Genomic DNA, 13,764 nt, shown 5'->3' with positions numbered 1-13,764 from the left:
CACATGAAAAATTCACCAATGTATTTCCGATTCGTTTTGATGTCTTTAATGATTTCAGTGCTTTATTCTTGTAATACATCCAAAAATATTCAAACAACATCAAAGAGTTCTTTTGCAAAAGGAGCCGATGTGGGATGGTTGCCACAAATGGAAGCCACAGGATACAAATTTTACGATACTGATGGCTCTGAAAAAGATTGCTTGCAACTGCTGAAAGACAGAGGAATGAATACCATTCGCCTTCGCGTTTGGGTAAATCCAAATGACGATAAAGCCAGTGGACATTGCAGCAAGGAAGAAACCGTTGTCATGGCTTTGCGTGCTCAAAAAATGGGAATGCGTATCATGATTGATTTTCATTACAGTGATTCGTGGGCCGATCCAGGCAAACAATTCAAACCCAAAGCTTGGGAAAATCATACTTTTTCAGAGTTAATGACCGATGTGTATGACCATACTTTTGATGTTTTGAGCGCATTAAAATCAGCTGGAGTTACTCCGGAATGGGTTCAAGTAGGAAATGAAATTCCAGGAGGCATGATGTGGCCGGAAGGAAGTACTAAAAATTGGAGCCAATTGGCACAATTACTCAACAAAGGCTATGAAGCAACAAAGGCTATTGATGCTAAAATCAAAGTAATCGTTCATCTTGACGAAGGAAACAATAGTGAAAAATTCAGATGGTTTTTTGATAATGCTACGGCAAATAATGTAAAGTACGACGTGATTGGGCTATCCTATTACCCTTTTTGGATCAAGAAAGATTATACCGAAACCATTGCGGATTTAGCCAATAATCTTAACGATATGGCTACCAGATATAACAAAGAAGTGATGGTTGTAGAAGTTGGTGGTGAATATGACAAAGTGCAAAACACGTACGAAATGTTAGCGGCAACAATCAAAGCGGTCAAAGCAGTGCCAAATAACAAAGGACTTGGTGTTATTTATTGGGAACCACAGGGAGAAAAGAGTTGGAGTCACTATTCGTTAAGTGCTTGGCAATCTGATGGGAAACCTTCGCCGGCTTTGGATGCGTTCAAAGAATAATTTGGATTAATAAAATTTTAAAAAAGATTTGAAAATGAAGAAAGTAATACACGTTCTGTTTGTATGTTTCACTTTTACACAATTGGCTGTGTCTCAAACACGAGAAGTTAAAGTGTTAGATACCAATTGGAAATTTCAAAAAGGCGATTTTGAAGAGGCAATTAAAGTAAATTTTAATGATTCGAAATGGGAATCCGTAACTGTTCCGCATGACTGGGCAATTTATGGACCTTTTGATAAAAATGTAGACATACAAAAAGTTGCCATTGTTCAAAACGGAGAAAACATAGCTACTGAAAAGACAGGAAGAACTGGCGCTTTACCTCATATTGGGACAGCGTGGTATCGCAATACATTCACATTGCCTAAAGATGTAAAGGGGAAAAAAATAATTTTGCTTTTTGAAGGCGCAATGAGCGAACCTCAAGTGTATTTAAACGGAAAAAAAGTGGGAGAATGGGCGTATGGCTATAGTTATTTTTATTTTGATGTTTCCCAATTTATACAAGAAGGAGCGAACACATTGTCAGTAAAACTAACCAATAAAGAATTTGCTTCCCGCTGGTATCCTGGTGCCGGTTTATACCGAAAAGTAAGTGTTATTATAAAAAATAACGAAAGCATTGACCAATGGGGACAGTTTGTAACGACACCTTTTATAAGTTCAGAACTTGCTAAAGTTAATATTAAGACCAAAGCTTCTGGGGAGAATACTCGTTTAGTCACCACTATTTTTGATGCCGAAGGACAAAAACTTAGTTCAGAGGAGTCGACTATGGAATTCGGAAAGGAATTCGATCAAAATTTAAAAGTAGAAAACCCAAAATTATGGAGCCCCGAAACCCCTTATTTGTATAAAGCGGTTTCCCAATTGTATGTTGGAAAAGAATTGAAAGATGCCATTTCAACACGTTTTGGAATTCGCGAAATAAAATACGAGGCCAATAAAGGCTTTAGTCTTAATGGAAAGATAACCAAATTTAAAGGAGTTTGTTTGCATCACGATCTTGGTCCGCTTGGAGTTGCCGTAAATAAAGCCGCGTTGCGCAGGCAAATGGAGATTTTAAAAGATATGGGCTGTAATGCGATTCGCAGTTCGCACAATATGCCCTCTTTCGAGCAATTGGAGTTGGCGGATGAAATGGGATTTATGTTTCTAGCAGAGAGTTTTGATGAATGGGTATTGCCAAAAGTAGAAAATGGCTACCATCGTTTTTTTGAAGAATATGCTGAAAAAGATATCTTGAATTTAGTGCAGGCAACGAGAAATCATCCTTCTATTGTGATGTGGAGTTCTGGAAATGAAGTGCCTGATCAATGGGGAGAAGCTGGTGTAAAACGAGCCAAATGGTTGCAGGAACTATTTCATAGAGAAGATCCAACCCGTCCTGTAACTGTTGGTATGGATCAAGTAAAAGCGACTATGGAATCTGGTTTTGGAGCTTTGCTGGATGTTCCAGGGTTAAATTATCGGGTACATTTATATGATGAAGCATTTAAAAAATTTCCGCAAGGGTTTATTTTAGGTTCAGAAACAGCTTCAACGGTGAGCTCCAGAGGGATTTATAAATTCCCTGTGGTGCAGGAAAAAATGAAACAATATCCTGATTTTCAATCTTCCTCTTATGACTTGGAAGCCTGTAGCTGGTCTAATGTGCCGGATGAAGATTTTGTGCTTCAAGATGATAAACCTTGGGTAATTGGGGAGTTTGTTTGGACTGGTTTTGATTATTTAGGAGAGCCTACACCTTATGACGAAAGCTGGCCGTCTAGAAGTTCTTATTTTGGAATTAATGATTTAGCAGGTTTACCAAAAGACCGTTATTATTTATACCGAAGTCGTTGGAATACAAAAGAATCTACGCTTCATATCCTACCACATTGGAACTGGGAAGGTCGTGAAGGAGAGATAACTCCTGTTTTTGTATACACGAGTTACAACAGCGCTGAACTTTTTATAAATGGCAAAAGCATGGGAGTGCAGACAAAAAATAAAAACACACCACAGAATCGCTATCGCCTGATGTGGATGGATGTGAAATATGAGCCAGGAACGGTAAAAGTGGTGGCTTATGATGACAATGGTAAAGCTGTTGCTGAAGAAGAAGTACGTACTGCCGGCAAGCCTTATAAAATTGTTTTAGATGTGGACAGGAAAACAATCACTGCCGATGGCGAAGATATATCTTTCGTAACCGTATCTGTAGTGGATAAAAATGGAATTCTTTGTCCTACGGCGACTAATCAATTAAAATTTAAGGTTTCAGGAGCGGGTACTTACCGTGCTGCCTGTAATGGTGATGCTACTTCACTCGAGATGTTTCATAAAGATACCATGAAACTTTTTAGCGGAAAATTGGTAGTGCTTGTAAAATCGACAACAACTGCCGGTGATGTAAAACTTGAAGTAAATGGTGCTGGGCTCAAGAGCGGAAAATTGAACTTGGTATCTACAAAATAAATAGAAAAGTCAAGTAAGTATCGCAACAATACTTTTGAAAACAAATGATTTAAAAACAGCAATATAACTAAACGCTACAACTGAAATTTTTAAAAAAAGTAGCGTATCAATACTAAAATTATGAACGATATTCTAATTAAAAAAACGACCGCTTTCTTTGAAGATAGCTTTGGTTCAGCACCAAAAAAAATAGTGCTGTCTCCGGGAAGAATTAATATTATCGGGGAACATATTGACTACAATGATGGTTATGTTTTACCGGCAGCGATTGATAAAATTATATGTTTTGCTTTCGAAAAAAGTAATTCCAATACCTCGAAAATTATTGCGATTGACCTTGACGATTCGTTTGAAATCGACGTTACTGAATCAATGGAATTAACCGATAATGTTTGGACGAATTACATTCGAGGCGTTGTCAATCAATTGAAAATCAAAGGTTTTAAATTTGATGGATTCAACTGTGTTTTTAGCAGTAATATTCCTGTAGGTTCCGGTTTGTCTTCCTCGGCGGCATTGGAATGTGGATTTTTGTTTGGAATCAACGAGCTTTTTGAACTGAAAATAAAACCGGTTGATATTGCCTTAATGGGACAAAGTGCCGAACATTGGGTAGGAATCAATTGCGGGATAATGGATCAGTTTTCGAGTGTTATGGGTTTAGAAAATAAAGTCATAAAAATTGATTGTAAGACCTTAGAATATGAATACCATAATGCTGATTTTAATGATTATTCTTTGATTTTATTCGATTCGAATGTAAAGCATTCCTTGATGACTTCGGCTTATAATGAGAGAAGACAGCAATGTGAAGAAGGGATTGCGATTATAAAAAATAATTTTCCTGAGATAACGAGTTTTAGAGATTGCACGGAAGAACATGTTTTAGGATTGCAACATATAATGAGTGAAAATGTTTTCAAAAGGTGTCTTTTTGTGGTAAAAGAAATCAATCGGGTGAAACTTGCCTGTGAAGCATTAGATAATGGAAAGATTGAAGTTTTAGGGAAATTAATGTTCGAAACACACGAAGGATTATCGGTTGATTATGAAGTAAGTTGTGCTGAGTTAGACATGATTGTGGATACACTCAAAAAGGAAGAAGCCGTAGTTGGTTCCCGATTAATGGGCGGTGGCTTTGGTGGATGTACCATCAATTTAATCAAAAAAGGACATGAAGAGCGAATTAAACAGCAGCTTTCTGCACTTTATTTAGATACTTTTGGAATAGAATTAAAAATTTACGATGTAAAAATCGGAAATGGAACATCACTTTATATCGCGAAATAATGAAAAATTTTGATATCAACGAAGATCCGCACAGACGCTATAATCCGTTAATCAACGAATGGGTTTTGGTTTCTCCACACCGTTCGAAACGCCCTTGGCAAGGACAAAATGAAACAGTAACTTCGGATGCATTGCCGGAATATGACCCAACATGTTATTTGTGTCCGGGAAATGTTCGAGCAAATGGAATGGTCAATCCGGATTATGAAAATTCTTTTGTTTTCGAAAATGATTTTGCCGCTTTAAAGCAAGAAGAAATTGCATTTGAAGAAAACAAAAACGAAACTTTTTTTAGAGCTAAACCAGAAAGAGGAATTTCTCGAGTGGTTTGCTTTTCGCCAAAACATAATTTGACATTGCCTGAAATGCCAGCAACTGCGATTGAAAACATCATTCATACCTGGCAAAAAGAATATACTGATTTAGGTAATGTGGACTACATCAATCATGTTCAGATTTTTGAAAATAAAGGAAGCGTTATGGGTTGCAGTAATCCGCATCCTCACGGGCAAATATGGGCGCAATCGTCTTTGCCGACTGAGGTGGAGAAAACGCAAAATAACTTAAAAGCTTATTTTGAAAAACATAACAAAACACTTTTTCAAGATTATTTAAATGAAGAAATGAAACTCGACGAGCGTATTGTTATTGAGAATGATCATTTTGTGGCATTGGTTCCTTTTTGGGCAATTTGGCCGTATGAAACGATGATTGTCAGCAAGAGAAATGTGAGTAAAATTACGGATTTCACGGAAACGGAAGTAACCGATTTTGCAGTTATTTTAAAACAATTGACTACAAAATATGATAATCTTTTTGAAACATCTTTTCCATATTCATCAGGAATTCATCAGTCACCTACTGATGGGGAATTGCATCCGGAATGGCATTTTCACATGCATTTTTATCCACCATTGTTGCGATCTGCAACCGTAAAGAAATTTATGGTAGGATATGAAATGATGGGTGAATCACAGCGGGATATTACGCCAGAGAAAAGTGCCGCGGTTTTAAGAGAACAGTCTAACGTACATTACAAAAATAAGTCATGAAAATAGTTGTTACCGGAGGTTTGGGATTCATTGGTTCGCATACCGTAGTGGAATTACAAAATGAAAATTTTGAAGTAGTTGTTGTTGATAATTTGTCTAATTCCTCGATTGATGTTTTGGATGGCATAGAACGAATTACAGGTAAAAAACCGCTTTTTGAACAAATAGATTTAAGAGATAAAGAAGCTGTTCAAGCTTTCTTTCAGAAGCATGAGGATGTGGCCGGAGTGATTCATTTTGCTGCCTCCAAAGCAGTTGGTGAAAGTGTGAAAGAGCCTTTGTTGTATTATGAAAACAATGTTGCTTCGCTGGTTTACATTTTACAAGAGTTGCAGAAAAAGCCGGAAGCCAATTTTATCTTCAGTTCATCTTGTACCGTTTATGGTCAAGCCGAAGTGATGCCCATTGCCGAAACTACGCCTGTACAAACGGCAATGTCTCCATATGGAAATACCAAACAAATTGGGGAAGAAATTATTACCGATGTCACTAAAGTAGGTAACGTCAATGCTATTTTGTTGCGTTACTTTAATCCAATCGGTTCTCATCCATCAGCTGAAATTGGAGAACTGCCTATGGGTGTACCGCAAAATTTAGTTCCTTTTATTACTCAAACCGGAATGGGTTTGCGTGAATCATTATCCGTTTATGGGAATGATTACCCAACGGTTGATGGAACCTGTGTTCGCGATTATATTCACGTAGTCGATTTGGCGAAAGCCCATGTTATTGCTTTACAAAGATTAGTAAACAAAAAGAATGTAGAGAAATTAGAAGTTTTTAATTTGGGAACCGGAACCGGAAGCTCGGTGTTGGAAGTGATTAGCGCTTTCGAAAAAGTTAGCGGCCAAAAATTACCTTACACGATTGTTCCAAGAAGAGAAGGCGATGTGACTTCGGTTTATGCCAATACCGATAAAGCGAATACTGTGCTTGGATGGAAAACACAGTCAACTTTGGAAGAAGCGATTGCCAGTGCTTGGAAATGGGAACAAAAGGTCAGAAATAGCCGTTAAAAATTTATGGAATCCATTTTTTGTTGTGAAACACGTATAAAAATGGGATTTAGATAGTAGTTTAAGTGCTTTTTTTTAAGATTTAACCTATACAATAATAATAAATGTAAAAAATACATTTATAAATGATGTAAATAAATATTTTTATTTTACTTTTGACTTTCATAATTCATAAAAAAACAATAAAATTAAAATACATATCACATTTTATATTCAATTCTATAATGGAATTGTTTGGTTTTAAGCCAAGTTGTGTGTGATTTGTTTAAAAAAAAGCAGTATAATTACATTAATAAAAACATTACATATTACAAGACAATAATCTCATTCATTTATATTAATTTCTAAAAAACAAATTACTCATGAACCAGAACCTTGCTTTTGCTGATTACGCAGTATTTATTATCTATTTTATCGTGGTGTCCACTTACGGATATACCGTTTATCGCAAACGAGAGAAAAACGAACATGATGCCAAAGCCTATTTCCTGGCTGAGGGAACATTGACATGGTGGGCTATTGGGGCTTCTTTGATTGCTTCTAATATTTCTGCTGAACAGTTTATTGGAATGAGTGGGGAAGGATTCTTTTTAGGAATTGCAGTTGCCGCTTATGAGTGGATTGCCGCTATTGCTTTGATTATTGTAGCCGTTTGGTTTATTCCTGTTTATTTAAAAAACAAGATTTATACCATGCCTCAATTTTTAAAAACAAGGTATAACGAATCAACTGCTTTAATTATGGCCGTTTTCTGGTTGTTCTTATATGTATTTGTAAATCTTACCTCTATTTTATATTTAGGAGCTGTTGCCATTAATGGATTGGCCGGTGGTGAATATTTACACGCTATTATGATTGGGCTTGCCGTTTTTGCTTTAGTGATCTCTTTAGGAGGTATGAAAGTGGTGGCGTATACAGATGTAATTCAGGTTGCGGTTTTAATTATCGGTGGACTGGTTACGTCATATATTGCTTTGACTACAGTTGGACAATATTTTGGTGTTGGAGAAAATGCAATTGCAGGTTTCAAAGTATTGATGCGTGAAGCTCCGGATCATTTCAAAATGATTATCCCGGAACCAACAGCAACTTCTTCTCAAAACGATATTAATAAGTATCTTACTTTTCCAGGAATGATGTCCTATTTGGCGGGTATTTGGATTATTAATCTTAATTATTGGGGTTGTAACCAATACATTACGCAGAGAGCTTTGGGTGCCGATTTACAAACTGCCCGTACCGGTATTTTGTTTGCAGGTATTTTGAAATTATTAATGCCGCTTATTGTTATGTTACCAGGTATTGCTGCTTATGTTTTATATGAAAACGGACATTTACCTCAATTAGTAGGTGGTAAAGATGGTGCGTATTCTGCTGTGTTGACGTTCTTGCCTACGGGATTAAAAGGATTGTCTGTTGCTGCTTTAACGGCTGCAATTGTTGCTTCTTTGGCTGGAAAAGTGAATAGTATTTCTACTATTTATACCTTAGATGTGCATAAAAAATACATTCAAAAAGATGCAAGTGACAGAAGCCAGGTGAATATTGGAAGATATGCTGTTTTTGCGGCGATGCTTCTTGCTGTTTTGTTTACATGGAATGATATATTAGGAATTGGTGGTGTAGGTGGATTTACTTATATCCAAAAATATACAGGGTTTATCAGTCCTGGAGTTTTCGCCATGTTTTTCCTTGGTATGTTCTGGAAAAGAACTACTGGTACTGCTGCAATAATAGGGGTGATTTCAGGTTTCTTATTGTCGGTTTTGTTTAACGAATTTGCACCGGCATTATTTGGCACAGAAACATTACTTTACACGGCTTACGCCAATGGAAAAGGTGGATATGAAATACCATTCCACATTTGTATGGGATTGTCATTTATGTTTACAATGCTTATTATGATTGCAGTGAGTTTTGCCGGACCAAAAGTGAATCCAAAAGCTTTTGAGTTAGATACTGAGATGTTCAAGGTAAAACCGCAAACTACAGTATTAATCGTAATTACTTTATTGATTATTTTTGCATTGTACGCTAAGTTCTGGTAGTATATAACAACTAGTTTCAAGATACAGGAATAACTATCATTGCCGTTTAGTTAAGATCAGTTGGTAGTCCCAAATGAAAACTTAACTAAACGGCATTTGATTTTAAATGTATTTGGAGTACGTAACAATAGACTTTGAAAGCGTTTCCACAAAAGAATTTCTGTGTCGTTAAAGTAAATAATCTCTCTAAGACAATTTAAATATCAGAATTAGTACTGGTAAATCTTGCGAGATTAGCCGTGTTTCAGGCGGATTAATTGCTCTGTTTTGAGAATTTTCAACTAGTGATTGAAAGAGTTGTATTTATTGCTTATTTAGTAAATAGTAGGCATAAAAAAAGCTTCCGAAATTAACGGAAGCTTTTTTTATATTTTAAGTGATGCTTTTTAGTCTCTGTTGACCAATGCTTCTTGTTTCCATGTTTTTACGGAAGCAATTCTGCTGTTAGAATAGTCTACTTCGCTTAAGTTGTTACCATTCCAAAAAAGCCATTTTCCAGTTTTTTCTCCATTTTCATAATTAGCAACAGATAGTTTGTTACCATTTGTGTCATATGAAGTCCAAAGTCCTTCAAGTTTCCCGTTTTTAAAGAAACCTTCTTGTTGTACTTTTCCATTTTCAAAGTAGTAAGTTGTTTTTACTAATTCACCTACAGCTTCTAATTTTGGATTGTTTTCTTGAGCAAATGCTATACCTGAGAAGATTAATGCGGTTAAGATTATATATTTTTTCATGTCGTTTGGATTTTTAAATTCATATTAGCTTAACAAATATATAAAACATTTTACAATAAAAAAACTTTAAGTTAACAATTTAGTAACATTGGAGTAAAACTTAACATTGGAAATAAAATTTTCAGTAAAAATCTAACACTAAAAAATGGTATTTCTCAATTCATTATTCATAATTAGTCCTAAATTTGCACCCGAGCCTTAAGGGCGAAACAATTTAAAATTAGAATAATGTATAGAAGTCATAATTGTGGCGAGTTGAATGCCTCACATATTAATACAGAAGTTACACTTGCGGGATGGGTTCAAAAATCGCGTGATAAGGGATTTATGAACTGGGTTGATTTACGGGATCGTTATGGAATTACGCAATTAATTTTTGACGAAGGTCGTTCAGAGAAATCAGTTTTTGAATTGGCTAAAACTCTTGGTCGTGAATTTGTAATTCAGGTAAAAGGTACTGTTATTGAGCGTGAAGCTAAAAATAAAAATATTGCAACAGGTGAGATTGAAATTTTAGTTACTCAACTTACTATTCTTAACGCTTCTCTTACGCCTCCTTTTACAATTGAAGATGAAACGGACGGTGGAGAGGATATCAGAATGAAATACCGTTACCTTGACATTCGAAGAAATCCGGTGAAAAACAGTTTGATGTTTCGTCATAAAGTAGCAATGGAAGTGCGTAAATACCTTTCGGATTTAGACTTTTGTGAAGTGGAAACACCTTATTTAATTAAATCTACTCCAGAAGGAGCAAGAGATTTTGTGGTGCCTTCTCGAATGAATGAAGGGCAGTTTTATGCGTTACCACAATCACCGCAAACGTTCAAGCAATTATTGATGGTGGGTGGAATGGATAAATATTTCCAAATCGTGAAATGTTTCCGTGACGAAGATTTACGTGCAGACAGACAGCCGGAATTTACGCAAATCGATTGCGAGATGGCTTTTGTGGAGCAAGAAGATATCTTGAATGTTTTCGAAGGATTGACAAGACATTTATTAAAAGAAATAAAAGGCATTGAAGTAGAAAAATTCCCAAGAATTACCTACGAATACGCCATGAAAACATACGGGAATGACAAGCCGGACATCCGTTTCGGAATGGAGTTTGGCGAGTTGAATGAAGTGGCACAACACAAAGAATTTCCAGTTTTTAATGCTGCGGAATTAGTGGTGGGAATTGCGGTTCCGGGAGTTGGAAACTATACTCGTAAGGAAATAGATGGATTAATTGACTGGGTCAAACGTCCTCAAGTAGGTGCATCTGGAATGGTTTATGTGAAATGTAATGAAGACGGAACCTATAAATCATCAGTAGATAAATTCTACGATCAAGACGATTTAACGGAATGGGCAAAAATCACTGGCGCAAAAGCTGGAGATATGATTTTTGTGCTTTCTGGTCCAGCCGATAAAACGCGTGGACAATTAAGCGCATTGCGTATGGAATTAGCAACGCGATTAGGATTGAGAAACCCGGCTGAATTTGCACCTCTTTGGGTAGTTGATTTTCCTTTATTGGAATTTGACGAAGAAAGCGGTCGTTACCATGCTATGCACCATCCTTTTACTTCTCCCAAGCCAGAAGATATGCATTTATTGGAAACGAATCCAGGTAAAGTTCGTGCTAATGCGTATGATATGGTTTTGAATGGAAATGAAATTGGTGGTGGATCGATTCGTATTCATGATAAAGCGACACAACAATTGATGTTTAAATATTTAGGTTTTACAGAAGAAGAAGCTAAGGCTCAATTCGGATTCTTAATGGATGCTTTCCAGTTTGGTGCACCGCCACACGGAGGTTTGGCTTTTGGATTGGATAGATTGGTGGCAATTCTAGGTGGTCAGGAAACAATTCGTGACTTCATTGCTTTTCCAAAAAATAATTCAGGAAGAGATGTCATGATTGATGCTCCGTCAGCAATTGATGATTTGCAATTAAAAGAGTTGCATATAAAATTAGCGTAGTTGTACTTTATCGATTAAATTTGTTAGAAAACGTTGAATATCAATATTTTTACAAAATAAAAAGAGAAGAATGTCTTTCGTATTATATTAAATATTACATTTGCTCCATTATAAATTATTATTACTATTACAATGCGTACAGGTACAGTTAAATTTTTCAATGAATCTAAAGGTTACGGATTCATTACAGACGAAGAAACAGGAAAAGACATTTTTGTTCATGCATCAGGAATCAACGCGGAAGAATTACGCGAAGGTGACAGAGTTAGCTATGAAGAAGAAGAAGGAAGAAAAGGAAAAGTTGCTGCGAAAGTAGCAGTGATCTAAGCATAAAAAAATTAATTTTTTTTGCCTACGAATGTTTAAAAAACGTTCCGAATTATTTCGGGACGTTTTTTTTTATTCAAAATTGTTGTCATTTTCGGAATAAATGAACCTTCTTTTTAGAATTGTTAAATTTTTAAACGTTAAACACATCTTAAGATAAAAATCTTTTCTTATTTATAATTAATAAAAATTGTAAATTTACAACGTTGTAGTTGCGATGTATTTTTGAGTTTTTATTGTTATTTAATAATTTGAAAGTTATCTTTGTGGCTTATTTTTATTCAAAAAAATCGATAATATGCAATCCGATCAATTAAATTATATACCAATTTTAATGCAGTTTGTCCTAGCTGTAGGATTTGTTGTAGGAACTATAATAGTTTCAGGAAAATTAGGCCCTAAAAGATCTTCTGAAATCAAAGATAAGAACTTCGAATGTGGGATTGAATCTGTTGGAAATGCGAGAATTCCATTTTCAGTAAAATATTTCCTTGTGGCCATCTTATTTGTTTTGTTTGACGTTGAGGTAATTTTCTTGTATCCATGGGCAATCAATTTCAAGGAATTGGGAATGGAAGGAATGGTTAAAATGGTGATTTTTATGCTTTTGCTTTTGGTGGGATTTTTCTACATCATCAAAAAGAAAGCATTAGAGTGGGAATAAAAATTTATTTTAAATGCTGAATTTAAATGATGTCATTGTAATTCAGAATTTATAATTCAAAATAATAAAAAATGAGTGATTCAAATATAAATATGGTTGCCCCTCCGGAAGGCGTTGTTGGTGAAGGTTTCTTTGCTACAAAGTTGAATGATGTTGTGGGATTGGCTCGTGCAAATTCTTTGTGGCCTTTGCCTTTTGCAACATCTTGTTGTGGGATTGAATTTATGGCAACAATGGCTTCGCATTACGATTTGGCACGATTTGGTTCGGAGCGAGTGAGTTTTTCTCCTCGTCAAGCGGATATGCTAATGGTAATGGGGACGATTTCGAAAAAAATGGCGCCAATTTTACGTCAGGTTTATGAGCAAATGTCAGAACCTCGTTGGGTTATCGCAGTTGGAGCTTGTGCTTCATCTGGTGGAATTTTTGATACTTATTCTGTTTTACAAGGGATTGATAAAGTAATTCCGGTTGATGTTTATGTTCCGGGTTGCCCGCCAAGACCAGAGCAAATTGTTGACGGTGTTATGAAATTGCAAGAATTGGTTAAAACGGAATCGGTAAGAAGAAGAAGTTCTCCAGAATACCAAGAATTATTAGCTTCTTATAATATCAAATAAAATAATGGCGCTAGAAACGATACAAATCCAAGAAAAATTAGTTGAAACATTTGATTCAGCTGTTTTTGAATTCAATCAGGAAAGAGATATATTTTCATTTGAAGTCGCTGCTGATAAAATTACGGCAGTGATTCTTTTTTTGAAAAATGACCCAACATTACGTTTTCATTTTTTAACTGATTTGTGTGGGATTCACTATCCTGACAATGATGTTGATCATCAATTTGCAGTGGTATATCATTTGCATAATTGGTACGAAAACAAAAGGATTAAAATCAAAGCTTTTATCAACGGTGAAAACCCAGAAATAAAAACGATATCAAACATTTTCTTGAGTTCTAATTGGATGGAAAGAGAAACGTATGATTTTTATGGTATAAACTTCATTGGTCATCCGCAATTGAAACGTATTTTGAATATGGATGAAATGATTTCTTTTCCAATGCGAAAAGAATTTCCAATGGAAGATAGCGGTAGAACAGATAAAGATGACCGTTTCTTTGGAAGAACAACCGACAATTATTAAAA

12 protein-coding genes are annotated in these 13,764 nt (G+C 35.6%); 11 read left to right on the top strand and 1 reads right to left on the bottom strand.

Annotation, left to right across the window (positions count from 1 at the left end):
- Window positions 1–3 precede the first annotated feature (3 nt).
- From CLV00_RS03250 to CLV00_RS03225, 6 genes are all read left to right on the top strand, one after another.
- Complete coding sequence (locus CLV00_RS03250) at window positions 4–1,050, top strand: glycosyl hydrolase 53 family protein (RefSeq protein WP_233206846.1); 1,047 nt, start codon at window positions 4–6, stop codon at window positions 1,048–1,050.
- A 34-nt stretch (window positions 1,051–1,084) separates the two neighbouring features.
- A complete protein-coding gene (locus CLV00_RS03245) occupies window positions 1,085–3,511 on the top strand; it encodes a DUF4982 domain-containing protein (protein WP_099713788.1) in 2,427 nt (808 codons plus the stop codon).
- 120 nt (window positions 3,512–3,631) lie between these two features.
- Window positions 3,632–4,801: a galactokinase gene (gene galK / locus CLV00_RS03240; protein ID WP_099713787.1), complete on the top strand. Its 1,170-nt coding sequence runs from the start codon at window positions 3,632–3,634 to the stop codon at window positions 4,799–4,801.
- Entirely contained in the window at window positions 4,801–5,853 is a 1,053-nt protein-coding gene (locus CLV00_RS03235; RefSeq protein ID WP_099713786.1) for a UDP-glucose--hexose-1-phosphate uridylyltransferase, read from the top strand. Before galK ends, CLV00_RS03235 begins: the two co-directional genes overlap by 1 nt.
- Window positions 5,850–6,869, top strand: coding sequence for a UDP-glucose 4-epimerase GalE (gene galE, locus CLV00_RS03230; RefSeq protein WP_099713785.1), 1,020 nt, complete (start codon window positions 5,850–5,852; stop codon window positions 6,867–6,869). Before CLV00_RS03235 ends, galE begins: the two co-directional genes overlap by 4 nt.
- Window positions 6,870–7,231: 362 nt before the next feature.
- Window positions 7,232–8,917 carry a sodium/sugar symporter gene (locus CLV00_RS03225; protein WP_099713784.1) on the top strand — a complete coding sequence of 562 codons (1,686 nt, stop codon included), beginning with the start codon at window positions 7,232–7,234 and terminating at the stop codon, window positions 8,915–8,917.
- Window positions 8,918–9,303: 386 nt separating this feature from the next.
- On the opposite strand, the gene CLV00_RS03220 is transcribed toward CLV00_RS03225, so the two are convergent.
- Window positions 9,304–9,651: a toxin-antitoxin system YwqK family antitoxin gene (locus CLV00_RS03220; protein WP_099713783.1), complete on the bottom strand. Its 348-nt coding sequence runs from the start codon at window positions 9,649–9,651 to the stop codon at window positions 9,304–9,306.
- Between the two features lie 228 nt (window positions 9,652–9,879).
- Between CLV00_RS03220 and aspS the strand changes: the two genes are divergently transcribed.
- The 5 genes from aspS to CLV00_RS03195 all read left to right on the top strand — a co-directional run bounded on the left by aspS (window position 9,880) and on the right by CLV00_RS03195 (window position 13,762).
- The gene (aspS, locus tag CLV00_RS03215; RefSeq protein ID WP_099713782.1) at window positions 9,880–11,625 is read left to right on the top strand and encodes an aspartate--tRNA ligase; all 1,746 of its coding nucleotides are present in this window, start codon (window positions 9,880–9,882) and stop codon (window positions 11,623–11,625) included.
- Between the two features lie 132 nt (window positions 11,626–11,757).
- Window positions 11,758–11,952, top strand: coding sequence for a cold-shock protein (locus CLV00_RS03210; RefSeq protein WP_007137066.1), 195 nt, complete (start codon window positions 11,758–11,760; stop codon window positions 11,950–11,952).
- A gap of 298 nt (window positions 11,953–12,250) precedes the next feature.
- Window positions 12,251–12,616, top strand: a complete 366-nt coding sequence (locus CLV00_RS03205) for an NADH-quinone oxidoreductase subunit A (RefSeq protein ID WP_099713781.1) — start codon at window positions 12,251–12,253, stop codon at window positions 12,614–12,616.
- A gap of 71 nt (window positions 12,617–12,687) precedes the next feature.
- Window positions 12,688–13,236, top strand: a complete 549-nt coding sequence (locus CLV00_RS03200; protein WP_066335808.1) for an NADH-quinone oxidoreductase subunit B — start codon at window positions 12,688–12,690, stop codon at window positions 13,234–13,236.
- A 4-nt stretch (window positions 13,237–13,240) separates the two neighbouring features.
- Window positions 13,241–13,762 carry an NADH-quinone oxidoreductase subunit C gene (locus CLV00_RS03195; RefSeq protein ID WP_099713780.1) on the top strand — a complete coding sequence of 174 codons (522 nt, stop codon included), beginning with the start codon at window positions 13,241–13,243 and terminating at the stop codon, window positions 13,760–13,762.
- Window positions 13,763–13,764: the final 2 nt, after the last annotated feature.

Source organism: Flavobacterium sp. 11, assembly GCF_002754315.1.
Lineage (GTDB): Bacteria > Bacteroidota > Bacteroidia > Flavobacteriales > Flavobacteriaceae > Flavobacterium > Flavobacterium algoritolerans.
Note: the sequence above shows the minus strand (reverse complement) of the source record. Positions and strands in the feature narration are given on the sequence as shown.